Consider the following 25,831-nt stretch of genomic DNA (forward strand, 5'->3'; position numbering starts at 1 on the left):
CACAGTTGATCCCGAAGAACGGTGTTGGTGAGGGGTGTTTGCACTGCAGATACCCCCACCGACATTCATCATCTCCCCCGTTCGGAAGGCGTAAAACTTTGAAAACAGCTTCTGTTGGGAATCCTTGAAACTCTGGCCAAGCGGCTCATAAAGCCGCGCAGCGCATGAGTGCTCGGCATTCCTGGATGAGCGTCCCGGACACCCATTTGGGACCAATGATGAGGGTAATAACTGTGCTTGAAGCCTACCGCAAACATATCGAAGAGCGCGCAGCACTGGGTATCGTTCCCCAGCCGCTTAACGCCGAACAAACCGCAGGCCTGGTTGAGCTGCTGAAAAACCCGCCTGCCGGCGAAGAAGAATTCCTCGTAGACCTGATCACCAACCGCATTCCGCCGGGTGTTGACGAAGCTGCTTACGTAAAAGCCGGCTTCCTGGCCGCGATTGCCAAAGGCGAAGCGACCTCTCCGCTGATCAGCAAAAAACGCGCTGTTGAACTGCTTGGCACCATGCAGGGCGGCTACAACATCGTGACCCTGGTTGACCTGCTGGACGACGCGGAGCTGGCTCCGGTTGCCGCCGAGCAACTCAAGCACACCCTGCTGATGTTTGACGCCTTCCACGACGTTGCAGAAAAAGCCAAGAACGGCAATGCCCACGCCAAAGCCGTGGTGCAGTCCTGGGCTGACGGCGAGTGGTTCAAGAACCGCCCTACCCTGGCTGACAAAATCAGCCTGCGCGTGTTCAAGGTAACCGGCGAAACCAACACCGACGACCTGTCGCCGGCACCGGACGCCTGGTCGCGCCCTGACATCCCGCTGCACGCCCTGGCCATGCTGAAAATGGCCCGTGACGGTATCGTGCCGGACGTGCAAGGCTCCATCGGCCCGATGAAGCAAATCGAAGAAATGCGCGGCCAGGGCTTCCCTATCGCTTACGTCGGTGACGTAGTCGGTACCGGTTCGTCGCGCAAGTCGGCAACCAACTCCGTACTGTGGTTCTTCGGCGACGACGTTCCTTATGTACCGAACAAGCGTGCCGGCGGTTTCTGCTTCGGCAGCAAAATCGCTCCGATCTTCTACAACACCATGGAAGATGCTGGCGCACTGCCAATCGAATTTGATGTTTCCAACATCAACATGGGCGACGTGATCGACCTGTACCCGCACGCAGGCAAAGTCTGCAAGCACGGTACTGACGAAGTTATCACCACTTTCGAACTGAAAACCCCGGTTCTGTTGGACGAAGTACGCGCTGGCGGCCGTATTCCGCTGATCATCGGCCGCGGCCTCACCGAGAAGGCTCGCGCCGAGCTGGGTCTGGGCCCTACCGACCTGTTCAAGAAGCCTGAAGCACCGGTTGAAAGCACCAAGGGTTTCACCCTGGCGCAGAAAATGGTCGGCAAGGCTTGCGGCGTGACTGGCGTTCGTCCAGGCACTTACTGCGAACCGAAGATGACCACCGTAGGTTCTCAGGACACCACCGGTCCTATGACCCGTGACGAACTGAAGGACCTGGCGTGCCTGGGCTTCTCCGCTGATCTGGTGATGCAGTCGTTCTGCCACACCGCGGCTTATCCAAAGCCGATCGACGTGACCACCCACCACACCCTGCCTGACTTCATCATGACCCGCGGCGGTGTTTCCCTGCGTCCGGGCGACGGCATCATCCACAGCTGGCTGAACCGCATGCTGCTGCCGGATACCGTCGGTACCGGTGGTGACTCGCACACCCGTTTCCCGATGGGCATTTCGTTCCCGGCCGGTTCGGGTCTGGTGGCGTTCGCCGCAGCTACTGGCGTAATGCCATTGGATATGCCGGAATCGGTTCTGGTTCGCTTCAAGGGCGAAATGCAACCGGGCATCACCCTGCGTGACCTGGTTCACGCCATTCCTTACGTCGCTATCCAGAAAGGCCTGCTGACGGTAGAGAAGAAAGGCAAGATCAACGAATTCTCGGGTCGTATCCTGGAAATCGAAGGTCTGGACAACCTGAGCATCGAGCAAGCCTTCGAACTGTCCGACGCTTCGGCAGAACGTTCGGCCGCCGGTTGCACCATCAAGTTGTCCAAAGAGTCGATCACCGAATACCTGAATTCCAACATCACCCTGCTGCGCTGGATGATCGGTGAAGGTTACGGCGACGCACGTACCCTCGAGCGTCGTGCTCAAGCGATGGAAGCCTGGGTAGCCAACCCTGAGCTGATGGAAGCCGATGCTGACGCCGAATACGCGCACATTATCGAAATCGATCTGGCTGACATCAAAGAGCCTGTGCTCTGCGCGCCAAACGACCCGGATGACGCCCGTCTGCTGTCCAGCGTTGCTGGCGAGAAAATCGACGAAGTGTTTATCGGTTCGTGCATGACCAACATCGGCCACTTCCGCGCTGCGGGCAAGTTGCTGGACAAGGTCAAAGGCCAGCTGCCAACCCGTCTGTGGCTGTCGCCGCCGACCAAGATGGACGCTCACCAACTGACCGAAGAAGGCTACTACGGTATTTACGGCAAAGCTGGCGCGCGCATGGAAATGCCGGGCTGCTCGCTGTGCATGGGTAACCAGGCACGTGTAGAGCCGAACTCGACTGTTGTGTCGACTTCGACCCGTAACTTCCCGAACCGTCTGGGTGACGGCGCGAACGTTTACCTGGCTTCGGCCGAGTTGGCGTCGGTTGCCTCGATCCTGGGTCGCCTGCCTTCCGTTGAGGAATACATGGCCTACGCGGCAGAGATCAACACCATGGCTGCGGACGTGTACCGCTACCTGAGCTTTGATCAGATCGCCGAATTCCGTGAAGCGGCAGCCAATGCCAATATCCCGGTTATTCAAGCGTAAGCTGAGGCAGTAACGAAAAAGCCCCGACTCTTACGAGCCGGGGCTTTTTCATGTCTGGCGTTCAGTGATTTACAGCAGCGGTGACACGACTTGCTGCTCTCGCGGCCAAGCATCGAGCACGGCCTTGAACAAGGTCGCCAGCGGGATCGCAAAGAATATCCCCCAGAACCCCCATAAACCGCCAAACAACAGCACCGCACAAATGATCGCCACCGGGTGCAGGCTCACCGCCTCGGAGAACAGCAGCGGTACCAGCACATTGCCGTCCAGGGTCTGAATGATCCCGTAGACCGCCATCAGGTAGATAAACTGATCGCTCCAGCCCCACTGGAACAGCGCAATCAGCAGCACCGGCACCGTCACCACCACCGCCCCGACATAGGGCACCACTACCGAAACCCCCACTAGCAGCGCCAGCAAGGCCGCATAGTTGAGGCCCATGGTGACAAAGGCGATATAGGTCACGCCGCCACAAATGATGATCTCGATCACCTTGCCGCGAATGTAATTGGCAATCTGGCGGTTCATTTCTTCGGCCACGCGGGTAATCAATGCCCGTTCACGGGGCAAATAACCCCGCACCCAACGGCCAATCACCGCGCGGTCCTTGAGGAAGAAAAACACCAGGATCGGCACCAGCACCAGATAAATCATGATGTTGACCAGCAGCGGCAAACTGGACAGCGAAAAGGTCAGTGCCAGTTGCCCGAACTTGCCGATTTCACCCCGTGCAACTTCGATGGCCTGTAACACCTGCTCATCCGACACGAGGTGAGGGTAGCGCTCAGGCAGCAACAGCAACAACGATTGCCACTTGGCAAGCATGCCCGGCAGCTCGTTGAACAGGGTGATCAACTGATGCCAGAGCAAAGGCACTACCACCACCAGAAACACCAGCAACAGCCCCATAAACAGCGCAAACACCAGCCCGACTGCCGCCGCGGCCGGCATCCGCATGCGTTCCAGTGCAACCACCAGGCCCTGCATCAAATACGCCAGCACCATGCCCGCCAGCACCGGCGCCAGCATGCCGCCCAATGTCAGTACGGCGGTGAAAGCCAACACCAGCAACACCGCCAGCACCACCGCTTCTTCATCAGAGAAATAGCGCTGCACCCAACCACGTAAAACCTTGAACATCGATATTCCTTAAAAGAAAGTGCAGCGCTTCTGCGGCAGCGATTCATTCGCGAGCAGGCTCGCTCCCACAGCGAGGTCAAGCAAGGCTCAGGCCTTGCGTAACCAGTAGCGATAAGTGCCAGCATCTACTTCTTCACGCAGCAATTCATGGCCTGCCAGGCGCGCGAAGGTACGAATGTCCCGTTGTGAGCCGGCATCGGTGGCAATCACCTTGAGGGTCTGGCCACTGCCCATTTTGTTAAGCGCCATCTTGGCCTTGAGCAGTGGCAGCGGGCAATTGAGCCCGGCAGCATCCAGTTCGGCATCATGGGCCAGCACATCAGTCATTGCATACGTCTCCACAGAGGGCTTTTTTTATGCGGGCTAGAATACCCCAAGCAACCCCGCCACTGGTCGCCAGCCAAGTGTCCAGCTACAGTAAGCGCTTTACCGACCAGAGCCTTGTGCATGACTTTTCTGCGCCCTACCCTGTTGACGCTCGCTTGCCTGCTCGCATCACCGAGTTTCGCCGACGATTTACCGTCTCTGGGTGACGCCAGTTCGTCCATTGTCTCGCCACAGCAAGAGTACCAACTGGGCCGCGCCTGGCTGGGCATGTTGCGCGGCCAGGTGTCACAACTCAACGACCCGCAGCTCAAGGACTACGTCGAGACCAGTGTCTACAAACTGGTCGAAACCAGCCAGGTGCAGGACCGCCGCCTGGAATTCATCCTGATCAACAGCCCGCAGCTCAACGCCTTCGCCGCACCCGGCGGCATCATCGGGGTTAACGGCGGTCTGTTCCTCAATGCCCAGACCGAAGGTGAATATGCCTCGGTAATGGCCCACGAACTGGCCCACTTGTCCCAACGCCACTTTGCCCGTGGCGTGGAAGCCCAGCAGCGCATGCAACTGCCGATGATGGCAGCGCTGCTCGCCGGGATCATCGTTGCAGCCTCTGGCGCAGGAGATGCCGGCATCGCTGCGATTGCCGGCACCCAGGCTGCGGCCCTGCAAGAGCAGCGACGCTTCTCGCGCCAGAATGAGCAGGAAGCTGACCGCATAGGCATTCTTAACCTGGAGAAAGCCGGTTACGACCCGCGCTCCATGCCCACCATGTTTGAGCGCCTGATGCGCCAGTACCGTTTTGATGGCAGGCCGCCGGAATTTTTGCTGACTCACCCGGTCACCGAGTCGCGTATCGCCGATACCCGCAACCGCGCGGAACAGGCCCGGCCAGGCGGCACTGAAGACAGCCTGCGCTATCAGTTGATCCGCGCCCGGGTGCAACTCAATTACGAAGAAACCCCGGGGCTGGCGGCCAAACGCTTTCGCCAGCAACTGGATGAAAACCCGAAAAATAACGTAGCCCGTTATGGCCTGGCGATTGCCTATATAAAAGGCAGCCAGTTCAACGAAGCCCGCGAGACCCTCAAGCCACTGCTGGAAAAGGCGCCCAACGACATCACCTATAACCTGGCACAGATCGAGCTGGACATGGACAGCAACCGCCTGAGCGAAGCCCAGCAACGTATCGACCGGATGCGCACCCTGTACCCGGGCAATTACCCGCTCAATCAGGCCCGGGTTGATTTGCTGCTCAAGCAGAATAATCCCAAGGAAGCCGACAAGGCCCTTGAGGCGCTGCTCAAGAGCCGCCCCGACGACCCGGATGTCTGGTATTCGGTTGCCGAGACCCGAGGTTTGTCAGGCAATATCATCGGCCTGCACCAGGCCCGTGCGGAGTACTTCGCATTGGTGGGGGATTACCGCCAGGCCATCCAGCAGCTGGATTTCGCCCAGAAGCTGACCAACAACTTTCAGCTGTCGGCACGCCTGGATGCTCGCAAGCGGGAGTTGATGGATCAGGAACGGGCGCTCAAGGAAATGATGAACTGAGCCTGACTGGCTCAGTTCCTGTGGGAGCGGGTTTGCTAATCAGGCATTCCCCGCCAGCTTCAACCGCGCTGCCTGGGTGAAATCGAGCATGCGCTTGAGCGGGCGAATGGCATGGGGTACCAGTGCCGGGTCGACAAAGATTTCGTTGCTGCCCTGCTGCAAGCATTCCAGCGTGCGCTCCAGGGTATTCATCGCCATCCACGGACAGTGCGCGCAACTGCGGCACGCCGCACCGTTACCCGCGGTCGGGGCTTCGATAAACACCTTGTCCGGGCACAACTGCTGCATCTTGTAAAAAATGCCGCGATCGGTGGCCACGATAAAGGTCTTGTTGGGCAGGTTCTGCGCCGCAGCAATCAACTGACTGGTAGAGCCCACGGCATCGGCCAGATCGATCACCGACTCTGGCGACTCCGGGTGCACCAGAATCGCTGCATCCGGGTACAGCGCCTTCATGTCTTCCAGCTGCTTGGACTTGAACTCTTCGTGAACGATGCAGGCACCGTCCCACAGCAGCATGTCGGCACCGGTCTGGCGCTGGATATAACGGCCCAGATGCTTGTCCGGCCCCCAGATAATGGTTTCGCCGTTATCCATCAGGCTTTCGACGATTTCCAGCGCGCAGCTTGACGTCACCACCCAGTCCGCCCGGGCCTTGACCGCCGCCGACGTGTTGGCATACACCACCACCGTGCGCTCGGGGTGCTTGTCGCAAAACGCGGAGAACTCTTCCACCGGGCAGCCCAGGTCCAGCGAGCAGGTGGCCTCCAGCGTCGGCATCAGCACGCGTTTTTCAGGGGTGAGGATTTTTGCGGTTTCGCCCATAAAGCGCACACCGGCCACCAGAATGGTCTTGGCCGGGTGAGCCGCGCCAAAGCGGGCCATCTCCAGGGAGTCAGAGACACAGCCGCCAGTTTCTTCGGCCAGGGCCTGAATCACCGGATCACAATAAAAGTGCGCCACCAGCACCGCGTCGCGGGCTTTAAGTTCAGCCGCGATTTGCGCCCGCAGGCTGAGGGCTTGAGCCTCAGTCAACGGCTTGGGCTGCTTGGCATCAAGGTGGGCTTGAACCAGAAGTCGTTCAGAAATTTGCGTCATGTTCGCAAGACCTGCAAGCGCTGTTGCGCGAAAGTCGAGTGTACCACCAGCTCCGGGCCGGCAAGCCCCGCTGGGAGAATGTATGTATCAGGCACGGACAAGCACTGAAGCGCGACAAGGCTACAGAATATCCTTGGGATTCAAAAGTTTAATGTGGGTATCAGGCAGGTAGATGCAGGCTGAGGGGCCTGCATCGGCTTTAGAACGGGGATTTTACTGAATCGCCGCCAGTACCAGCTCGGCCACCGGCCCGCCCGATGCCGGGTTTTGCCCGGTAATCAGCCGTCCGTCTGCGATGGCAAACGGTGCCCATGGGGTACCGGCCTTTTGATACAAGGCACCGCGCTTCACCAGCTCGGTTTCGGTCAGGTACGGCACATGCTGGCTTAATCCGGCCAAGTCTTCCTCTTCATTGGAAAAACCAGTGACTTTCTTGCCCTTGACCAGCAGCTCACCATTACTCAGCTTGATATTCAGTAAACCCACAGCGCCATGACACACCGACGAAACCACCCCGCCGTGCTCATAGATATGACGGCTGAGCGCTTGCAGTTTCTCGTTGTCAGGAAAATCCCAGATAACGCCATGGCCGCCCGCGTAATAAATGGCGATGTAGTCATCCGGGTTGACCTGATCGGGCTTGAGCGTCGCGCCCAGCCGGTTCATGAAGGCCTTGTCGTGATACCACTGCCAGTCAATCGGCGACGCCATGTCGGCGGCCAGGCTGTGGGGGTCGATCGGCGTGTACCCACCTTGCGGGCTGACGTAGTCGACGGCATAGCCTGCGGCCTCGACCTTGTGCACAAAATGCACGGCCTCGCCCAGCCATAAGCCTGTGGCGCGATCAAGGTTCGGGTATTTCTCGACGCTGGTCAGTACCACCAAAATCTTCTTGCTCATGGTCAACCTCCTGTTTGTGCGAACACCGGCAAACCGGTGGGAACAAGAGCATAGACCACAGCAACACGCATTCGTCCTGTGCACTCAAATCTTGCCGAACACCTTGAACACACTGATGATCGCAGGCCCGATGGCCACCAGGAAAAAGCTCGGCCACAGGCAGAAGATCAGTGGAAACACCAGCTTGGTACCGACTTTGGCGGCCTTTTCTTCAGCCAGCTGGGTGCGCCGATCGCGAAACTCTTCAGCATAAATCCGCAGGGTCGTACCCACACTGGTACCAAAGCGAATGCTTTGTGCCAGCAAGCTCACCAGCCCGCGAATATCTTCCAGCCCGGTACGCTCGGCCAGGTGCTTGAGCGCCTCAGTACTGGGCACCCCGGCACGCACCTCGGCGTTGACCAGCGCCAGTTCCATGGCCAGGTCAGGCTGGCTGACGGCCATTTCCTCGGCCACCCGTTCAATAGCCTGGGGCAAGGCCAGGCCCGATTCCACACACACCACCATCAGGTCGAGGGCATCCGGGAAGGCAATGAGCAACCGCGACATGCGCGACTTCTTGCGTGAGCTGACATAGATCGCCGGTATCAACCAGCCCACCCCGAGCGCTACTGCCAGGATGCCGCCCCCCAGCAGCAGCGACATGTTGGGAATAAACGGCAATGCCAGAAGCGCAATACCCATCAGCAGCAGTGGCAGCAGCAGACGAATCGCCCAGTACACCTGCACCGCAGACGGCGAGCGATAACCGGCATGGATCAGCAGGGTCCGGGTGGCCGATGCCCCCCGGGTCTCACCGGAGCTGAAACGCTGCCCGACCTGCTCCAGCATCATTTGCAGATTGCTCGGCGGCGCCCGGTGGTCGACACCATGCCCGCGCTTGATCAACATCAAGCGCCGCTGTACCGGGCTTTGCAGGCCCTTGACCAGCACCGCCAGGGTGACCACCACCAACACCACACTCAGGCCGATAAGCCCGGCAAACAGCATGCGGGTCAGTTGCTCGTTACCCACCATCCGGTTGATCAGTTCGAGTAAATAGTTCATGTCACCCTCCAGGGCGAGCCGTGTTCAAACCTGAATCCGGATGATTTTGCGAATCCAGAAAATCCCGATGATCATGGCCACAAAAGCCCCCATGATCAGCTTCTGGCCCATGGGCTCCTTGAACAGCAGGGGCATATAAGTCGGGCTGGAAATCAGGATGGCCAACGCCAGCACAAAGGGCATCGACACCAGAATCCAGCCGGACATCCGCCCTTCAGCCGAGAGCGTCTTGACCTTGCGATGGAAGCGAAAGCGCCCGCGGATCAGGCTGCTCAAGCGGGTCAACACCTCGGTCAGGTTGCCGCCGGTTTCGCGGTGGATCAGCACCGTGGTCACCAGCATCATCACCGTCATGCTGGGCACCCGTTCCAGCAGGCCGAGCATGGCCCGGCGCACATCATTGCCATAGTTGATATCGGCAAAGGCCAGGCCGAACTCGTAAGCCACCGGCCCGTGATGCTCTTCGGCAACCAGTTGCAGGGTTTCGTTAAACGGATGCCCGGCGCGCAAAGCCCGGCACATGGCATCCAGCGCATCGGGCAAACCCTCTTCAAACTGGGCAAAACGCTTGATGCGATCGTGGGAAATCTTCCAGATGGGTAGCCAGAAGCAGACAAACGCCGCCGGCAACGCCACCCACCACAGCTGCAACAACGACCACAGCACCAGCCCCACCGCCGTAGCCAGCACCAGCCCCAGCAGCAACACGCGGTAGGCCCTGTATTCATGGCCGGCCTGCTCGATCATCTGCGCCAGGGTTTCCATCATCGGCAACTGCTCAAGGCGGGCCTCAAGGGGTGGCAGACGCCGCAGGTATTTCTGGCGCAGGATCGACTGCATATTGGGCAGGTTACTCGCCCGCTCCAGCAGGTTCAGGCGCCCGCGAATGCGCTTGCGCACCTGGTTGGCCTCACCGAACACCGGAATGGTCAAACCCTGACTGAGCAGGAACATGGCAGTGAACACCATGCCCAGGAACGCCAGGATAAATTCGCCAGGAACCTGATTCATGACTGCCCCTCCATCCATTCCGGCCGGAACAGGCTGAGCGGCAGCTCAATACCCCGTTTGGCCAGCACATCACGAAATGCCGGCACCATGCCGGTTGAGCGGAACTCGCCCAGCACTTCCCCTTTTTCGCCCATGCCGCTGCGTACAAACGCGAAGATCTCGGTCATGGTAATGATGTCGCCTTCCATGCCGTTGATTTCCTGCACGCTGACCAGGCGCCGGGTACCATCCTCCTGACGCTCCAGCTGGATGACCACGCCGATGGCCGAGGCAATTTGCTGACGCATGGCCTTGATCGGAAAGGTGGCGCCGCTCATCGACACCATGTTTTCGATCCGCCCCAGCGCGTCGCGGGCCGTATTGGCGTGAATAGTGGTCAGCGACCCGTCGTGGCCGGTGTTCATGGCCGTCAACATATCCAGCGCCTCGGCGCCACGCACCTCACCGATCACGATCCGGTCAGGGCGCATACGCAGGCTGTTGCGCACCAGTTCACGCTGACCCACCTCGCCACGCCCCTCGATATTCGAGGGCCGGGTTTCCAGGCGCACCACATGGGGCTGCTGCAATTGCAGCTCGGCGGAGTCTTCAATGGTGACGATGCGCTCGTTGTGCGGGATAAAGCTGGAGAGCACATTGAGCATGGTGGTCTTGCCGCTGCCGGTGCCGCCGGAGATCAGCACATTGAGCCGCCCGCGCACGATGGCCTTGAGCATCAGGGCAATGGCCGGGGTCAGGGTGCCCATCTGCACCAGGCTCTGGGTATTGAGCAGGTCTACGGCGAAGCGGCGGATCGACATGCTCGGCCCGTCGATGGCCAGCGGCGGGATGATCGCGTTGACCCGCGAGCCGTCCTTGAGCCGTGCATCCACCAGGGGCGAGGACTCATCGATACGCCGCCCTAGGCTGGAGACAATACGGTCGATGATATTGAGCAGATGATGATCGTCGCGAAAGCGCACATCGGTTCTCTGCAATTTACCGAAGCGCTCGACGTACACCGAGTCAAAACCATTGACCAGAATGTCCGATACGCTGCTGTCACCCAGCAGCGGCTCCAGCGGCCCGAGGCCCAGCACCTCGTCGGTAATCTGCTTGATGATCAACTGACGGCTGCTGGCACTGACCGGTGCCGAGTATTCATCCAGCAGGCGCTGACTGATCTCGCGAATCTGGCGCCCTGCATCGGCCAGCTCCAGGGTGTCGAGCAAGGACAGGTCCATGACCTTGAGCAACTGCTGGTAAATCTTCTCCCGCCACTCGGCCTCCATGGAGCTGAGCTTGGTGCGGGTTTCATACACCACATCCGGCACGCTGGCTTCCCAGGCCATCAATACACTGGTGCAATCGGCGCCCTCGACAGGCAGTGCCACCACTTCTGCGGAGGCCAGCTTCCCGGCTTGCTGACGCAGACGATTACGAAAGTCGCTGAGCATGGCTTATCCTCCGAATAGACGGCTGAAAGTACGTTTGAGCAAACCTGCTTCAGTGGCCTCGATGCCGATCAGGCTCTGGCTCAGCTCACGCAGGCTCAAGGTGATGCTGGCACGGGGAGCATGCAGCTCCAGGGGCACCCCGGTATTCTGGCTTTCACTGACCACCGCATAGTCATTGGGCAACTTTTGCAGTTCCGCGCAGCGCAAGGCTTCGCTGATGTCCTTGGGTTTAAAGGGCGACGCCTTGTCAAAGCGGTTAAGCACCACATGCAGACGATTGCCCTGCACGCCCAGGTCGTCGCGCAGAATGCGCACCAGGCGGTTGGCGTCCTGCAGATGGCTCAAGCTTTGCTGCAGCACGATATAGACCCGGTCCGACTGTTCCAGGGTGATGCCGGTGAGGTGATCAATATGCCGCGGCAAATCCACCACGACCCAGTCATAGGTGCTGCGCGCCAGTTTCAGCAAACTGTCCAGTTGCTCCAGGCGAATTTCCTGGGACAGGCACAGCTCATCGGTGCGGCCGCCCAGCACATGCAGACTGGGGCTGAAATGACTGCAGAAACCCCGCAGCGCCACGCTGTCCAGGGTATCGATCTGTTGCAGCACATCGGTATGGCTGTGGGTGGGCAACACATCCAGACTGTGAGCCAGGCTGCCGAATTGCAGGTCCAGATCCAGCAGCAGGGTTCTGCCGCCCTGCACACTTAATTGATGAGCCAGATTGCAAGCCAGCATCGAGGCACCCGAACCGCCCTTGGCATTCATCACCGACACCAGTTTGCCCTTGCTCCCATACTCGCTGTGCTGCTCCAGCTGCATGCGCTCCAGCGCCGACTGCAAGTCCTCGGCCGACACTGGCTCCGGCAAAAAGTCACGGGCCCCGGCCTGCATGGCCATACGCATGCCTTCATGCTCATCCAGCGACCCGCACACCAGCAGTGGCGGACGCTCCTTGAGCGGATGCTGCAACAAAGCCGCCAGTTCCTCGCGCCATAAATGACTGACGCGCAACAGCAGAAAATCAGGCTGCTGTTCCAGGCCGTAGAGCGGGTCAGTGTGGCCATTGCTCACCAGCCGCGTACTCACCTGCAAGTGGGCTATGCCCTGGCTCAAGGCCTTGAGATGATTCAAGGCCGCGGCATCACGGCCGCTGATCAACAGGCGCATTCCCTGGCGGTCTGATGACGTAGCCGCCGTCACTTCTCGGACACTTAACATGGCGTAATCCCCGGTGTAACCGCCGGATCAGGCTGGCGGCCAAGACTCTCACGAGGCACGGTCGACCTGAACGTGGGCAGAATGAAGACCCCCCTGAAGCCGGGGATCAACAGATTGAAACTGAAGTTGGTCACCTGCAGTTGCACATAACGAATGGCGGCAAAACCGCCGGCCCCCACCAGATCATTGGGGCTGGAGACCACTGCACCGTTGGCGTCCAGATAGATCAGGTTCAGATTGGCACTGGTCAGGCTGGCGATCAGGCTGCTTGGCCCGGCATTGCCCGCCGTGTTGAACATGGCACGACGCAGGATGACCGGGTCCTGGATATTGCACACCGCTGCCAGCCGCGCGCCGCGACGCACCGACTCGCTCAGCACATTGACGGTGAAGTACAGCCGGCCCATTTCCAGTGCGCCAAACAGCAGTGTGAAGAGCACCAGAGCGGTGATGGCGAACTCGACGATATACACGCCACCCATGCGTTTGCGGTTCATCACAAGGCCCTCATTACGACCGTTGAAGTCAACAGCAGGCCCAGTGGCACGCTGCTGCCATACAGCGCAGGAATGGCGCTGCCGAGCGCCGGGACAAAGGTGTAGGCAATGCTGACCCGTACATGGTTGGTGCCCACCGCACTCACCGTGACATCACCGGTGGTCAGGCCTGGTGCCGCCGCCGGATAACCGTTGGGGTTGGCCGGCAGGCCATAAACGGCAACGTTCTTGGTCTTGGTGACCAGCGCCGCGTTCAGGTCCAGCGTGCCCAGGGTGGCGTTCCACGCCTGGCTGGCCACATAACGCCCGGCATCACGGCTGGCCTGCTGCAGGCTGTTGTACTGGAACAGCATGCGGCCGAACTCGGCGAAGGCCAGCATCAGCAACACCAGCAGCGGCAGGGTCAGCGCCAGTTCGACCATCGCCAGGCCCCGCTGGGCGCGGGACGACCTGAATCCACAGCGTCTCATGAGACCTCCTAGGAGTCGGTGCTCGGCGTCTGGTTGTTGTCGATATAGGTTTTGTACAGCTGGATCACCTGTGGCCCGGCGTTGGCCGCAGGGTTGGGACCCGGTACGTTGTCGCCTTCGCACACGCTGACGAACTGGCCGAAGATTTGCGCTTCATTACCCTGCTGAGCGGCTGGCTGCATCACGAAATAGCAGCCAAAGCCCAGCACCGGAATCGCCGAGGCTCCGTCGTTCTTGCCCGAGCAATCGCCGATCACGATTTTCAGGATCCGTCGTTCAAATACACCATTGCCCTGGCAACCGGCGCCGCCGCCCACACAAGCTGCCTCGTCCTGCTTCCAGTTGTTGTAGTCGTACAGGGCACCGCTGCTGGTGGACAGGTTGCCGCTGCTGGACGTGACCGTATTGCCGTCATACAGAATCGGCGCAGGCGACCCGGCGTAGGTAAATGACTTGGGATTGACGGTAACCACCAGGTCCGGCGGATAGTCAGAAGCACTGAGGCCACCCTTGTATTCGTTAAAGCGCGTATTGAGGCCCTGGGAAGCCGGGCCCACGGTGTTGCCCGGCTTGGTCTGGGCAGTTGCACCGACGATATTGCACTGGTCGATCCCCCCCGCCAACGCTTCCCTGACCGTCTTGCCGCCCGAACCGAAATCCAGCAGCTGAAAATTGCCCGGACCGATGGGCGAATTGTTGTTGGCGGCAGTTTTCAGTACCTGCAGATCACCGAACGTGAAACCCCAGAACATCCCCGCAGCCGGATTGTTCTGCGCAGGGTTGCCGCACACCAGCAGCGGCGTCAGATCACAGGGGCCGCTGCTCGGGCTGGGCCCGGCAGTGGCCACCGCCGCGACGGCCTTGCCGGTGGCGTTACCGTTGTCCAGCGCCTGGAATACGCCCCAGAAAAAACTGCTCAGGGGATAGTTGTTCACCGTGACCCGAACAAAGGTCGCATTGGTCGGCCCCGGGAAAGAAAACGGCCCGTAGACACTGGTGGCCAGTTCCACCGAGGCAAAGCCTGACGGGTTGGCCGTGATGGCCCTGCCCAATTCCTCGTTGCCCGTCGCATTGGCATTGAGGCTCAGGGTATTGAGGGCCGCTGTTTGCGTCAGGCTGGCCGAGCCGGTCGCCCCCACTACCATGCTGAGCGTCTTGGCCCCGCTCAACGCCGCCGCATCCACGGCGTTTTGCAACCGGGTCTTGTTCAGCAGCATATGGCTGCCGTCCAGGGCCAGGGCGCCCATCAACAAGAGCGAAGCCATGGCAATCACCACCAGGACCAGCATGGCGCCGCGCTGTTGCCGGGGAAACGCGGTGTGGGGCTGTTGGATACGCGCGTTCATGATGGTTCACCTTGATAGTCTTGCGCGGCCGCTGCCCGGCCCTCTACATCGCCTTTTCTACCGTGGCCGCGACACCGCGGATGACAATCACGCCACCGTCATTGGCCGGTGCACGACGGCGAGCCACCGGCTTGGCCATCACGGTCGGCAGTACCGGCGCCGCCATGGCAACGGGCTCAGCCGCAATGGGTGTCTTGTTGTTATCCAGAGGGTTGCGCAAGGCCAGTTGCACCTTGCCAGCGCTCATGCCCTTGACCAGCACTTCGGCCTGGGCGGGGGTCATCTCCAGGGTTACCGCACGCACCACCACCGGTTGGGTCTTGTCAGTGCTGGCGGTCTGGTCAACAGCCAGTACCCGCAGGTCCTGGAGAATGGTCTTGGACTCGGCATTACCTTCGCTACCAACCTGCCGGGTTGCCAGCACGTCGACCCGATTACCCGGCAGCAGGAAGCCGCCGACGCCAACCACGTCATCCACCCGCACCGAGATGGCCCGTTTGCTGGGTTCGATCAGCGAGGCCAGGGTGCTGCCACCCATATGCTCGGCCAACCGTGCCCCCCGCAGAATGTCGCCGCGCAGCAGGGAGAAGGTGGCGATCTTGCCGACCACTTTTTCAGGGGTGTCGAAGGCGTCTTCGGGGGCTGCATCCCTGGGCATGCGCACCACCGTCACTTGCTGGGGCTCGATCATCTGCCCGAAAGCGATTTCCACCGTGGCAATCACCACGTTTTGCTGGTTATCGTCAGGGCTGGTGTTCAGCCGTGCCGTGAGCCAGTTATTGGCCATCCATGTAGCCCCCAGCCCGAGGATCACGGACAGGACAATCAAAGTCAGCGTGCGCGAGTTCATGACGGTAACTCCTTAGCCAAGAAAATCGAGTTGGACGAAATAGTTGCGCCACGCCCACTCAAGCTCCTGAGTAGTCAGTGGCCCCGCCCCCTCCAGATAACGCTGGCGATCGCACGCCATATTCAACAGATCCCGGGGATGACATGGCACCAGGGGCATGTTTTCGGCGCCATACAGGTCGTGCAGCACGAAACTGAGCAACAGCGGGTCATAGGGGATACCCAGGCGCTGCGTCTCTTGAATCCAGATGCGTTCGTATTCGCCAGGCTTGAGGTAGCCAAATTGCAGCTTGTAGCCAATGCGCCGCAAAAATGCTTCGTCAGCCAGCTCCAGCGGATTGAGGTTGGTGGAGAACACCAGGATCAGGTCAAACGGCAGTTCGCAGTGGCGCCCGCCCCCCAGGTTGAGGAAGTCTCGCCTCTCTTCCATGGGCACAATCCAGCGGTTCAACAACTCGCCCGGGGTCATGCGCTGACGCCCCAGATCGTCGATGATCAGCAGGCCGTTACTGGCCTTGAGTTGCAACGGTGCCTGGTACTGACGGGCATAAGGGTCATAACGAACATCCAGTTGTTCCATCGTCAACTCACCACCGGTGATCACGATCGGCCGTTCGCAGCACAGCAAGCGGCGGTCTATGCCCTCGTTGAGCATCAAGCCGTTTTGATGTTCGTCATCGCCCAGGCGCTTGTGTACCTGAGGGTCAAAGATCTCGATCACCGATTCATTGATGGCGATGGCATGAGGCACCCAGATCGCTTCGGCAAACAAGCGGATCAGCCGACTGCTGACATAGGTCTTGCCGGTACCCGCAGGCCCGTAAATCATGATGGCGCGCCCGGAATTCAAGGCAACACCCAGTTGATCGAGCATGCTTTGCGCCAGCACCATCGAACCGAAACAGTGGTGCATGTCATGGGCGCTGATACGCCCGTGGTGAATGGTCTGCAACTTCAGCAGCGAGCGGTAGGCACTCACCGGGTAAGGCGCTGCACCTATGTAGCCACTGCGGGCCAGGGCATCGCGGGCACTGTTGCGGCCGCGCTCGGTCAAGCCGTAGCGCATGGCCTGCCCCCCTGCCTGGCCCAGTACTTCGACGCGACGGTCCTTGCGCAGGAACGTGAGGATTTCTTCCATTACCGCACCGGTAAGCGCCAGTCGCGCCACCAGCTGCACCATGTCCAGCACACCCGCATCGTATAAATGCTTGCACACCAGATCACCGAGAAAATTGTCTGCCAATCCGGTTTCAAGGATGGTCCGTGGTTGTGGAGCCAGTAGTTGTACCGCTTCGCGCTCATCGAGAGAAACACGGTTGCTGCTGATGGCGTACATGGTGTTCTCCTGAACTAGTGGCCCAAGGTCAGCCAAAAGACGCTGGCCAAGGTGCCGAGCAAAACGGCGACCGAATAAGGGAAAGGTTTGCCGGCCACTTCAGCAGCGTGGGGGGGGAAGTAGGCGCGTGCCCTGAGCATCAACCAGTAGCGGCCCAGGGTTTGCAGGGCCTGGCCCTGCACCAGGACGATCAATAACCCGCATACCCCACCTGCAATCAGGCTGAAAAACGCAGCCCAGAGGGCGTCATGGGGGGTTAAAAATGCGCCGGCCATGGCCATTAGCTTGACGTCTCCGGCGGCCATCCCGCCAACGGCGTACATGGGCAGGAAAATTCCGAAACCGATCAGCATGCCCAGCAGTGAATGCCCCAACCCGATAAAGCCTGCGGCCCAGGTCTGGCCGACCAGGCCCAGTACCAGCCCCAGCAAAACAAGAAGGTTGGGAATGCGGTGACTGCGAAGATCGCTCACCACCGCAACTCCCAGCAGCCCTAAAAGCAATACGACAGGAGCAATCAGTAACTCGCTCATGGCTGCACCCTCAACAGGAGACATCGTGTTAGCAGACAGTGCCCTTGACAGCACATCCCAGACTGGTGATTGCTGTTTTCACATTGCCGCCCAGGGTGATAAACGCGGCGACAGCGCCCAGTGTTATCAGCCCGCCTGCCACTGCATATTCCACAATGGTCAGGCCATCTTCGTCGTTGATAAACTTCACTACGGAAGTCTTGATTGATTGCAGGCTCATTTCGTCCACCTCACTCAATGTTTGATATCAAGAAGCAGGGCTATTTGCGCTGCTTGATTGGATCTTAGCCAGAGGGTTATTTGAGGGTTAGGAGATTTTTGCTGACTGCTAGGACTTTATTGACATTACCCAGAAACAGTTAAACCCCACCTATTCAAGAGCAGGTAACTGCCACTAACAGACTCTTTATATGCAATCCGTACTACAACTAATCAGGCACAAAAAAACCGGCTTAAGGGTGCTGGGCTAGAGGGGACGTATAGCGCAACAGACTAAGCCGGGGGTTTCATAGCAGGATTTAATCTTCACAACCTCACAGCAACAGCGATACTTATGTACGGGTTGGTATCATTGGCGCTGCAAACCGGCAGCCAGCAACTGCAAAGGAGCCATGCCCCAGTGATCATTGCCCGTGCATCAGCAGGTAGTACCCTTGACCGCACACCCCAGGCTGGTAATGGCGTCCTTGACGTTGCCACCCAGGGTGACGAATGCCGCAACCGCCCCCAGGGTTATCAAGCCACCGGCCACGGCGTATTCAACAATGGTCAGGCCGTTCTCATCCTTAATAAAGGCCTGGACGGAAGTTTTAATGGTTTGCAAGTTCATTTTGTTCACCTCACTCGAGTGGCTTGCCCAAAGCGATTACTAAATGCACCGCCTGATTGAAGGCTAGCCATCGGTGGAAGGAGCGGTTAGGAGTTTATTGTCGAACAGCAGGATTTTTTTGCACTTATTAGATAGGCAAACACCCTGATCGGATCCAATTAAAACCAACTTGAAAGTGCGCGTACATATTGATTCGACCTATCAACCCGACAGCGCTCTGCACAAGAAAGGATTAGGTGAATGAAATCTGAAGCTGTCAAACAACCTCATCTCCTATGGTTCGACCTTACCCGCACTCAATCCACTGAAGCCCTCATGCTGCCCTTTCGTTCCGCCTGTCACTGCCTGCTGGACACCCCCCGGGCCTGGGCCAACAAACACCGCGAACCGGTGCCAGACATGATCTGCATGCATTTTGACTGCCCCGACCTGGCGGGGCTCAGCCTGTTGCAGGAAATCAAACTCAAGTCGCCCTCTATCCCGATCACCATGTTTACCGTGCAGCACTCCGAAGAGCTTGCGATCTGGGCCATGCGTTCGCGAGTCTGGGAATACGTGGTGCTGCCCCTGAGTGCGGCCGAGATCAACCGTTACCTCAACGCCCTTGAGCAACTGTGTACATTGAGAAGCGCCGCCGGGAACAACAAGGCATTGCCGATCGAACATGGTCCTGCTCTGCCCGACAGCATCCGCCTGACCACCGACCATCAAAAGCACAACGCACTGCACAATGTGCTGCAGTACATCGATCAGCATTACTGCGAAAGCATTGACCAGAAAGACCTGGCCAAGCGCTGCGGGATGACCACTTTTCGCTTTAGCCGCCTGTTCAAGGAAGTCTACGGGCTGGGCTTTATGGACTACATACTGGGCAAGCGCATGGACAGCGCCAAGGACCTGCTCGACAACAGCCAGATGCCCATTACCAGTATCGGCTATGAAGTCGGCTTCAAGGACCCCTCCTACTTCGCCCGCGCATTCAAGCAATACGCGGGCAGTACCCCCAGCGAGTATCGCCAGGCGCGACGCAGTGATGTGCCATTATCGGATGAAATCCTCACCCAGGTCATCCAGAGCCTGGCGCGCAGTGCCGAGGGCTGAAGACCTCAGCGTTGCAGCGGTGCATAGGGCGTGAAAAAGTCCGAGCCCAGCCACTGCGGGGTTTTTTCATCCACCGCGTTTGGGCTGCGCACATAACTGTCGGCCGATTTAACATCGCCCTTGCCGTCATACACCGCCACATCCGGGTACGGAAACACCAGGCGTGTACGCCCGTCGTTGGCAGGGTCCTGGGCGACAGACCGGGGCGCCATCATTGACGGTTTTTGGTCCGCAGCAGCCCGGCCCGGCAGATTGGTCGGTGCGCCAAACTCGCTGGCAGCGGCCTGTTTGCTGCTGGCCTGCAAGGTCACAATGGCAGCGGGGGCCTGACCCTTTTCGACCCATGACATCATGGGTGTCAGCAGGTCCAGCAGGCTCGGGCCTTCACCGCCACCACAGTGGTAAACCCCTGGCAGCAGATAAAGCCGCTCGAAGGACTCGGCCTTCGACTTGCCCATCTGCACCTGCACCGCCTGGTGGTAGGCGATGGTGTTCAGTGGCGAGATATGCTGATCGGCCCAACCGTGCCACAGGATCAGCTTGCCGCCGCGGTCTGCGAATGCCGACAGATCCGGGTTGGTGGCGTCATACAGTGGGTGCAGGGCGCGCAATTGATCCAGGGTGCTGCGATCAAACTTCACGTCCGCCAGGCTGTAATCTGCTCCCGGATTGCGCTCGAAGGCCAGATTGCGCAAGACATCCAGGGCCATCTTTTCACTGTTGATCGGCTGATCGACGCTGTCCGGCACAAACACCCCGGCCCAGGCCAGTTCGGAACCCGGCTGTGGCCCGGCAATGGTCAGGCGTTCACCGGTAGCCGGGTCACGCGGGCCGTCATAAAGGCTTCGGGCCGCCTCCACCTCCCTGGCGCTCAGGCAGTCCGAAGTATCCGTCGCAGAGGCCTTGCACTGCACAGTTGCAGGATCAAAACGGCAAGCCCGGGGGTCGCTGATCAGACCATCGACCTGCCCGTCCAGCGCGTCGCACTGCTGCAGCACAGCCTGGTGCAGGATCGGCAGGCGCGAGGCTACAAGAATCGCCTTGCCCTCCCCGTCCTGATTGGCGCGGGCCTGCCAGGCATGATAAATCGAATTCTGCACCAGAAAATTCAATGCCGGCGCCCCGGCAATGATGCCGTTGAAATCGTCGGGATAGCGCTGGGCTTCGATCAGGGCTTCGCGCCCGCCATCGGAGCAGCCGGTAAAATAAGCGTACGCAGGTTGCTGGCCGTAATAGGCGCCAATCAGTTGCTTGGCGGCCAGTGCCGTCAGGTGGACGCCGCGATGGGCGAAATCAGCACGTTTTTGTGCATCGTTGCCCCAACTGTTGTCCATGCCCTCGTGACCCATATCGGTAGCTGCCAGCACAAAGCCGCCGCTGTTCAGGGGGGCACAGCCTTCGGCCGCGCCCACCTGCAATGAAATCCGCCCGCACAGGCCGCCGCAACCCACTTGCAGATAACGCTGGGTCCAGGTGTGGGTTGGCAGCATGACCTTGAAACCGATGCTCGGCGCCAGCGTGCCTTGCACTTCACAGGCGGTAACCCCATTGCTGGTGGTTTCGCTGGCCGACTCCACCTGGCTGCCCTTGCCGCCGATTGCCTGCAGATCAACCCGGGTCAGGGCCGCGCAGCTGATGGCGGGTTTGACCACGGGCAGCGCGGCGATGGTCGTTTCGGCATGGGCCAGGTTCGGCAGTTGCAGGAGAAGCACTGTGCTGCCGAGTAATAGCCGGCGCAGGGTTTGGAGGGCGATCATGACAGCTCCTTTTCAATGAAAAATCCGGGGTAAACCTGCGCTCAGTTCCAGCCACCGCCCAGCACTTTGTATAACGTCACGCGGTTGCTTTGTTCGGCCAGTCGCAGGGTGATCAGGTCTTGTTCGGCGCTGTACAGCGAACGCTGGGAAACCAGTGCTTCAAGAAAGCTTTGCGAACCACTGCGGTACAGTGCATCCGACAACTCGTAGCTTTTGCGACTGGCCTCGGTCAGCGCTTGCTGGGCGCTCAGGCGCTGGTCCAGGGTGCTGCGCACCGCCAGTGCATCGGCCACTTCCTTGAACGCAGTCTGCAAAGTCAGCTGGTAGGTCTGCGCCTGTATCTCGCGCTCCACTTTGGCTGAGTCCAGCGTAGCCCGATTACTGCCGGCGTCGAAGATCGGCAGGCTGATACTCGGCGCAAAGCTCCACGCGCCGCTGCCGGCCTTGAACAGGCTCGACAGGCTGGTGCTGGCTGACCCGGCACCGGCGGTCAGGGTGATGCTGGGGAAGAACGCCGCCCGCGCCGCGCCAATGTCGATGTTGGCTGACATCAAGGTATGTTCAGCGGCCAGTACGTCCGGGCGACGCTGCAACAAGGTGGACGGCAACTCGGCTGGCACTTGCACCAGCATCGCCGCCGATTCCAGGCTGTCGCCCGGCAGCAGGCTGGCCGGGATGTCGCTGCCCACCAGCAGACGCAACGCATTCTGATCTTGCAGCACCTGACTGGCGTATTCGGCCACATCGACCCGCGCCGATTCCACGGTGGTTTGCGCCTCAGAGACTGCCAGCCCCGATGAACCACCCAAACCATGGCTGCGCTGGGTCAGTTCGTAGGTGGACTGCTGGCTGGTCAGCGTCTCTTGTGCCAATTTCAGGCGCTCGTTGTCCGCCGCCAACGTCAGCCACGCGGTGCCCACTTCGGCGACCATGCTGATCTGAGTGCTGCGGCGGGTTTCGGTCAGCGCCAGATAGGATTGCAGCGCTTCGTCCTGAAGGTTTTTGACTCGCCCGAACACGTCCACTTCGTAGCTGCTCAACCCCAGTTCGGCACTGTAGCTGTGGCTGGTGCTGCTGTTGGCCCGACTGGAACTGCCACTGACGCTGGCGTCGATCCCCGGAAACGAGGCGGCACGCTGAATACGGTATTGCGCCTGCGCTTTTTCGATATTCAGGCTGGCCACCCGCAGGTCGCGGTTATTGGCCAAGGCCAGGGTCTGCAACTGCGCCAGACGCGGGTCGGTGAAAAACTGCTGCCATTGAATGTCCGCCGCCACCTGCCCTTTGGGCGTAGCGGTGCCCGGCAGCCATTGTTCGGCCACCGGGGCTTGCGGGCGCTCGTACTCAGGCGCCAGATTGATGCAGCCGCCCAGCAGTGCGAAAACGGCCAGCAGCGACCAACGAAAGCGACTCATGCTTCACCTGTACGGTCAGTGGTGGGGGTCGACACGCGGCTGAAACGGCGGCGAATCAACACGAAGAACAGCGGCACAAAGAAGATTCCCAGCACCGTGGCGCTGAACATGCCGCCCAGCACCCCGGTGCCGATGGCTTGACGCCCGGCCGAACCTGCACCGGAACTCATGGCCAGCGGCAACACGCCAAACATAAAGGCCAGCGAGGTCATCAAAATCGGCCGCAGACGTTGCCGTACCGCGATCAGCGTGGCGTCGATCAAACTGTTGCCCTGCTCTTGCAGATGCTTGGCGAACTCGACGATCAGAATGGCGTTTTTCGCCGCCAGCCCCACGGTGGTCAACAGCCCCACCTGAAAGTACACGTCATTGCTCAAGCCGCTGAAGCGAGTGGCGAGCACCGCGCCCACCACGCCCAATGGCACCACCAGCATCACCGAAAACGGCACCGACCAGCTCTCGTACAGCGCCGCCAGGCACAGGAACACAAACAGCACCGAAATCGCATACAGCAACGGCGCTTGCGAGCCGGACAGGCGCAGTTGATAGGACTGCCCCGTCCATTCGTAGCTGATGCCTTCAGGCAGTTGCTTGATGATCGACTCCACAGCGTCCATCGCCACCCCGGAACTCACGCCCGGTGCCGGATCACCCACCACTTCCAGCGACGAACTGCCGTTGTAGCGCTCCAGCAGCGGCGAACCCGAGGTCCATGAGCTGCTGGCGAACGAGGAGAACGGCACCATTTCGTCATTGCTGTTGCGCACAAACCAGTGATCAAGGTCGTCAGCCTGCATCCGCGACGACGCCTGCCCCTGCACATAGACCTTTTTCACCCGGCCCTGATTGAGGAAGTCATTGACGTAACTGCCGCCCAACGCCGTGGATAACGTGGTGTTGATATCGCTGGTGGTCAGGCTCATCGCCCCGGCTTTGCGGTCATCAATCGTCACCTTGAGCTGCGGCGTGTCGTCCAGACCGTTGCTGCGTACGCCTTGCAGGCGCGGGTCCTGTCTGGCCAGCTCGATCAGTTGCTCACGCGCCGCCACCAGCGCTTCATGGCCCAGCCCGGCGACGTCCTTGAGTTGCAAATCAAACCCCGAGCTTTGCCCCAATCCGCGCACGGCTGGCGGCTGCATGACAAACACATCGGCATCGCCGATGCTCGACAGCGCCTGCGTGGCGCGCTGCGCGATCGACGCTGAATCCTGCCCGGCGCCGGTGCGCTCGCTCCAGTCCTTGAGACGGATAAACGCCCGCGCCGAGTTCTGGCTATTGCCACCCATGCCCATGCCGGAAATGCTGATCATGGCCTCGACTTCCGGCTGTTGCAGGATGTAGCTCTCGAACTGTTTGAGCACAGCCTGGGTGCGGTCATCGGTGGCGCCTACCGGCAATTGCATCTGCGCCATGAGGATGCCCTGATCTTCATCGGGCAGGAACGAGGTGGGCAGTTTGGTGTAACCCACCGCCATCGCGGCGACCACCAACACGTACACCATCAGGCTGCGGCCACTGCGCTGCAAAATCTTGCCGACTACCCGTTGATACGCCTGGGCGCCGCGTTCAAAGGTGCGATTGAACCAGCCGAAGAAGCCGGTCTGCGGGCCGTGCCCGTTTGGGTCAACCGGCTTGAGCAAGGTCGCACACAGGGCCGGGGTCAGGGTCATGGCCACCAGCACCGAGAGCACCATCGCCGACACAATCGTCACCGAAAACTGGCGGTAGATAATCCCGGTTGAACCGCTGAAAAACGCCATGGGGATAAACACCGCGCTCAGCACCAGGGCGATGCCGATCAAGGCGCTGGTGATTTCATCCATCGACTGGCGCGTTGCCTCCAGCGGCGACAAGCCCTTCTCGCTCATCACCCGTTCGACGTTTTCCACCACCACAATGGCGTCATCCACCAGCAAGCCGATGGCCAATACCATGGCAAACATGGTCAGGGTGTTGATCGAGTAACCAAACATCGCCAGCACGCCAAAGGTGCCCAGCAGCACCACCGGCACGGTGATGGCGGGGATCAGCGTGGCGCGAAAATTCTGCAGGAACAGGAACATGATCAGCACCACCAGGACGATGGCCTCGCCCAGGGACTTGACCACTTCTTCGATGGACAGGCTGACAAACGGCGTGGTGTCGTAGGCGATCACGTTTTTGAGCTGCATTTCGCTCGGGTAGTACGGTTCCAGTTCGGCGAGCTTGGCCTTGACCGCCTCACCGACTTCCAGCGCATTGGCGCCGGTGGCCAGTTGCACGCCCATGGCGGCGGACGGTTTGCCATTAAGGGCCGAGTTGACGTCATAGCTGTCACTGCCCAGCTCCACCGTGGCCACTTCGCCGAGCAACACCACGGCACCGGCGCTGTTGGACTTGACCACCACATTGCGAAATTCTTCGGCGGTTTGCAGCTTGCTGCGCGCGGTGATGGTGGCATTGAGTTGCTGGCTGGCCACGGCGGGCAAGGCGCCCAATTGCCCGGCCGACACTTCGGTGTTTTGCGCCTCCAGGGCGGTGGTCACGTCAGAAGGCATAAGGGAATATTTTTGCAACAGCGCCGGGTCCAGCCAGATGCGCATGGCGTAGCCCGAGCCCATGGCTTTGACTTCACCGACGCCGTCGATGCGGCTGATGGAGTCGAGCAAGGTGCTGGAGATGTAATCGCCAATCTGCGTGCCGGTCACGCTCGGGTTATCCGAGGCCAGCGCGGCAATCATCAAGAAATCCGAGCCGCCCTTGGTCACGGTCAGGCCTTCGCTCTGCACCGAGCTGGGCAGGCGCGATTCCACTTGCTGGAGCTTGTTTTGCACCTGCATCTGCGCCACGTCGGGATCCGTGCCGGCCTCAAAGGTGAGGTTGATACTGGCGCTGCCCGCCGAACTGCTGGAGGCCGACATATAGGTCAGCTTGTCGATGCCGGTCATTTGCTGCTCGATCACCTGGGTCACCGAGTCCTCGACCGTTTTGGCCGATGCGCCGGTGTAGGTGGCGGCGATTTTCACCGTGGGCGGGGCAATGTCAGGGTACTGCTCAAGGGGCAATTGGGTGATCGACAGCGCGCCCGCGAGCATGATCACGATGGCGATCACCCAGGCAAAAATCGGCCGATCAATAAAGAAGCGCGCCATGT

General features: G+C 59.9%; 22 protein-coding genes. 3 read left to right on the forward strand and 19 right to left on the reverse strand.

Annotated features, from left to right (window positions below; all coding sequences use genetic code 11):
• Positions 1–233: 233 nt before the first annotated feature.
• Positions 234–2,834 carry a bifunctional aconitate hydratase 2/2-methylisocitrate dehydratase gene (gene acnB, locus FHL07_RS10840; protein ID WP_095001721.1) on the forward strand — a complete coding sequence of 867 codons (2,601 nt, stop codon included), beginning with the start codon at positions 234–236 and terminating at the stop codon, positions 2,832–2,834.
• A gap of 69 nt (positions 2,835–2,903) precedes the next feature.
• Here the strand turns inward: acnB and FHL07_RS10845 are convergent, their stop codons facing one another.
• Positions 2,904–3,974, reverse strand: a complete 1,071-nt coding sequence (locus FHL07_RS10845) for an AI-2E family transporter (RefSeq protein WP_095001722.1) — start codon at positions 3,972–3,974, stop codon at positions 2,904–2,906.
• An 87-nt stretch (positions 3,975–4,061) separates the two neighbouring features.
• On the reverse strand, positions 4,062–4,301 hold the full coding sequence (locus FHL07_RS10850; protein WP_095001723.1) for a sulfurtransferase TusA family protein: 240 nt from the start codon (positions 4,299–4,301) through the stop codon (positions 4,062–4,064).
• 120 nt (positions 4,302–4,421) lie between these two features.
• On the opposite strand from FHL07_RS10850, the gene FHL07_RS10855 reads away from it, so the two are divergent.
• Positions 4,422–5,852 (forward strand): M48 family metalloprotease, encoded by a 1,431-nt coding sequence (locus tag FHL07_RS10855; RefSeq protein WP_095001724.1) that lies wholly within the window; start codon positions 4,422–4,424, stop codon positions 5,850–5,852.
• Positions 5,853–5,891: 39 nt separating this feature from the next.
• Here FHL07_RS10855 and nadA read toward each other — a convergent pair whose 3' ends face one another.
• The 14 genes from nadA to FHL07_RS10925 all read right to left on the reverse strand — a co-directional run bounded on the left by nadA (position 5,892) and on the right by FHL07_RS10925 (position 18,425).
• Entirely contained in the window at positions 5,892–6,950 is a 1,059-nt protein-coding gene (gene nadA, locus FHL07_RS10860) for a quinolinate synthase NadA (RefSeq protein WP_095001725.1), read from the reverse strand.
• A 213-nt stretch (positions 6,951–7,163) separates the two neighbouring features.
• Entirely contained in the window at positions 7,164–7,850 is a 687-nt protein-coding gene (locus FHL07_RS10865) for a type 1 glutamine amidotransferase domain-containing protein (protein ID WP_095032087.1), read from the reverse strand.
• A gap of 84 nt (positions 7,851–7,934) precedes the next feature.
• On the reverse strand, positions 7,935–8,897 hold the full coding sequence (locus tag FHL07_RS10870; RefSeq protein ID WP_095001733.1) for a type II secretion system F family protein: 963 nt from the start codon (positions 8,895–8,897) through the stop codon (positions 7,935–7,937).
• A gap of 24 nt (positions 8,898–8,921) precedes the next feature.
• A complete protein-coding gene (locus FHL07_RS10875) occupies positions 8,922–9,908 on the reverse strand; it encodes a type II secretion system F family protein (protein WP_095001734.1) in 987 nt (328 codons plus the stop codon).
• Complete coding sequence (locus FHL07_RS10880; protein ID WP_095001735.1) at positions 9,905–11,344, reverse strand: CpaF family protein; 1,440 nt, start codon at positions 11,342–11,344, stop codon at positions 9,905–9,907. The genes FHL07_RS10875 and FHL07_RS10880 overlap by 4 nt, the downstream gene beginning before the upstream one ends.
• 3 nt (positions 11,345–11,347) lie before the next feature.
• Positions 11,348–12,565 carry an AAA family ATPase gene (locus FHL07_RS10885; RefSeq protein WP_095001736.1) on the reverse strand — a complete coding sequence of 406 codons (1,218 nt, stop codon included), beginning with the start codon at positions 12,563–12,565 and terminating at the stop codon, positions 11,348–11,350.
• On the reverse strand, positions 12,559–13,062 hold the full coding sequence (locus tag FHL07_RS10890) for a TadE/TadG family type IV pilus assembly protein (RefSeq protein WP_095001737.1): 504 nt from the start codon (positions 13,060–13,062) through the stop codon (positions 12,559–12,561). Before FHL07_RS10890 ends, FHL07_RS10885 begins: the two co-directional genes overlap by 7 nt.
• A complete protein-coding gene (locus FHL07_RS10895; protein WP_095001738.1) occupies positions 13,062–13,532 on the reverse strand; it encodes a TadE/TadG family type IV pilus assembly protein in 471 nt (156 codons plus the stop codon). The genes FHL07_RS10890 and FHL07_RS10895 overlap by 1 nt, the downstream gene beginning before the upstream one ends.
• 8 nt (positions 13,533–13,540) lie before the next feature.
• Positions 13,541–14,881: a TadE/TadG family type IV pilus assembly protein gene (locus tag FHL07_RS10900; protein ID WP_238705536.1), complete on the reverse strand. Its 1,341-nt coding sequence runs from the start codon at positions 14,879–14,881 to the stop codon at positions 13,541–13,543.
• 40 nt (positions 14,882–14,921) lie between these two features.
• Positions 14,922–15,728: a Flp pilus assembly protein CpaB gene (gene cpaB, locus FHL07_RS10905; protein ID WP_095001740.1), complete on the reverse strand. Its 807-nt coding sequence runs from the start codon at positions 15,726–15,728 to the stop codon at positions 14,922–14,924.
• 12 nt (positions 15,729–15,740) lie between these two features.
• On the reverse strand, positions 15,741–17,063 hold the full coding sequence (locus tag FHL07_RS10910; RefSeq protein WP_095001741.1) for an AAA family ATPase: 1,323 nt from the start codon (positions 17,061–17,063) through the stop codon (positions 15,741–15,743).
• Positions 17,064–17,077: 14 nt separating this feature from the next.
• Positions 17,078–17,596: an A24 family peptidase gene (locus tag FHL07_RS10915; protein ID WP_095001742.1), complete on the reverse strand. Its 519-nt coding sequence runs from the start codon at positions 17,594–17,596 to the stop codon at positions 17,078–17,080.
• A 28-nt stretch (positions 17,597–17,624) separates the two neighbouring features.
• Entirely contained in the window at positions 17,625–17,816 is a 192-nt protein-coding gene (locus FHL07_RS10920) for a Flp family type IVb pilin (protein ID WP_016782274.1), read from the reverse strand.
• A 417-nt stretch (positions 17,817–18,233) separates the two neighbouring features.
• Positions 18,234–18,425, reverse strand: coding sequence for a Flp family type IVb pilin (locus FHL07_RS10925; RefSeq protein ID WP_095001743.1), 192 nt, complete (start codon positions 18,423–18,425; stop codon positions 18,234–18,236).
• Positions 18,426–18,665: 240 nt separating this feature from the next.
• Here FHL07_RS10925 and FHL07_RS10930 point away from each other — a divergent pair, with 240 nt between their 5' ends.
• Positions 18,666–19,526 (forward strand): helix-turn-helix domain-containing protein, encoded by an 861-nt coding sequence (locus FHL07_RS10930; protein ID WP_138738461.1) that lies wholly within the window; start codon positions 18,666–18,668, stop codon positions 19,524–19,526.
• Positions 19,527–19,531: 5 nt separating this feature from the next.
• On the opposite strand, the gene FHL07_RS10935 is transcribed toward FHL07_RS10930, so the two are convergent.
• The 3 genes from FHL07_RS10935 to FHL07_RS10945 are packed head-to-tail and all read right to left on the reverse strand — an operon-like array spanning position 19,532 to position 25,829.
• Positions 19,532–21,283, reverse strand: coding sequence for a tannase/feruloyl esterase family alpha/beta hydrolase (locus FHL07_RS10935; RefSeq protein ID WP_138738462.1), 1,752 nt, complete (start codon positions 21,281–21,283; stop codon positions 19,532–19,534).
• Between the two features lie 41 nt (positions 21,284–21,324).
• Positions 21,325–22,698 carry an efflux transporter outer membrane subunit gene (locus FHL07_RS10940; protein ID WP_095019336.1) on the reverse strand — a complete coding sequence of 458 codons (1,374 nt, stop codon included), beginning with the start codon at positions 22,696–22,698 and terminating at the stop codon, positions 21,325–21,327.
• Positions 22,695–25,829 carry an efflux RND transporter permease subunit gene (locus FHL07_RS10945; protein WP_138738463.1) on the reverse strand — a complete coding sequence of 1,045 codons (3,135 nt, stop codon included), beginning with the start codon at positions 25,827–25,829 and terminating at the stop codon, positions 22,695–22,697. Before FHL07_RS10945 ends, FHL07_RS10940 begins: the two co-directional genes overlap by 4 nt.
• Positions 25,830–25,831 lie beyond the last annotated feature (2 nt).

It is taken from the genome of Pseudomonas sp. FSL W7-0098 (assembly GCF_005930585.1).
GTDB lineage: Bacteria > Pseudomonadota > Gammaproteobacteria > Pseudomonadales > Pseudomonadaceae > Aquipseudomonas > Aquipseudomonas bubulae.

Excerpts from the sequence above, each read along its gene's own strand:
- FHL07_RS10855 (WP_095001724.1), top strand. The coding sequence starts at position 4,422 with ATGACTTTTCTGCGCCCTACCCTGTTGACGCTCGCTTGCCTGCTCGCA.
- FHL07_RS10850 (WP_095001723.1), bottom strand. The coding sequence starts at position 4,301 with ATGACTGATGTGCTGGCCCATGATGCCGAACTGGATGCTGCCGGGCTC.
- FHL07_RS10870 (WP_095001733.1), bottom strand. The coding sequence starts at position 8,897 with ATGAACTATTTACTCGAACTGATCAACCGGATGGTGGGTAACGAGCAA.
- FHL07_RS10910 (WP_095001741.1), bottom strand. The coding sequence starts at position 17,063 with ATGTACGCCATCAGCAGCAACCGTGTTTCTCTCGATGAGCGCGAAGCG.
- FHL07_RS10935 (WP_138738462.1), bottom strand. The coding sequence starts at position 21,283 with ATGATCGCCCTCCAAACCCTGCGCCGGCTATTACTCGGCAGCACAGTG.
- FHL07_RS10890 (WP_095001737.1), bottom strand. The coding sequence starts at position 13,062 with ATGAACCGCAAACGCATGGGTGGCGTGTATATCGTCGAGTTCGCCATC.
- FHL07_RS10940 (WP_095019336.1), bottom strand. The coding sequence starts at position 22,698 with ATGAGTCGCTTTCGTTGGTCGCTGCTGGCCGTTTTCGCACTGCTGGGC.
- nadA (WP_095001725.1), bottom strand. The coding sequence starts at position 6,950 with ATGACGCAAATTTCTGAACGACTTCTGGTTCAAGCCCACCTTGATGCC.
- FHL07_RS10885 (WP_095001736.1), bottom strand. The coding sequence starts at position 12,565 with ATGTTAAGTGTCCGAGAAGTGACGGCGGCTACGTCATCAGACCGCCAG.
- FHL07_RS10915 (WP_095001742.1), bottom strand. The coding sequence starts at position 17,596 with ATGAGCGAGTTACTGATTGCTCCTGTCGTATTGCTTTTAGGGCTGCTG.
- FHL07_RS10875 (WP_095001734.1), bottom strand. The coding sequence starts at position 9,908 with ATGAATCAGGTTCCTGGCGAATTTATCCTGGCGTTCCTGGGCATGGTG.
- cpaB (WP_095001740.1), bottom strand. The coding sequence starts at position 15,728 with ATGAACTCGCGCACGCTGACTTTGATTGTCCTGTCCGTGATCCTCGGG.
- FHL07_RS10920 (WP_016782274.1), bottom strand. The coding sequence starts at position 17,816 with ATGAGCCTGCAATCAATCAAGACTTCCGTAGTGAAGTTTATCAACGAC.
- FHL07_RS10865 (WP_095032087.1), bottom strand. The coding sequence starts at position 7,850 with ATGAGCAAGAAGATTTTGGTGGTACTGACCAGCGTCGAGAAATACCCG.
- FHL07_RS10895 (WP_095001738.1), bottom strand. The coding sequence starts at position 13,532 with ATGAGACGCTGTGGATTCAGGTCGTCCCGCGCCCAGCGGGGCCTGGCG.
- FHL07_RS10880 (WP_095001735.1), bottom strand. The coding sequence starts at position 11,344 with ATGCTCAGCGACTTTCGTAATCGTCTGCGTCAGCAAGCCGGGAAGCTG.
- FHL07_RS10945 (WP_138738463.1), bottom strand. The coding sequence starts at position 25,829 with ATGGCGCGCTTCTTTATTGATCGGCCGATTTTTGCCTGGGTGATCGCC.
- FHL07_RS10925 (WP_095001743.1), bottom strand. The coding sequence starts at position 18,425 with ATGAACTTGCAAACCATTAAAACTTCCGTCCAGGCCTTTATTAAGGAT.
- FHL07_RS10845 (WP_095001722.1), bottom strand. The coding sequence starts at position 3,974 with ATGTTCAAGGTTTTACGTGGTTGGGTGCAGCGCTATTTCTCTGATGAA.
- FHL07_RS10930 (WP_138738461.1), top strand. The coding sequence starts at position 18,666 with ATGAAATCTGAAGCTGTCAAACAACCTCATCTCCTATGGTTCGACCTT.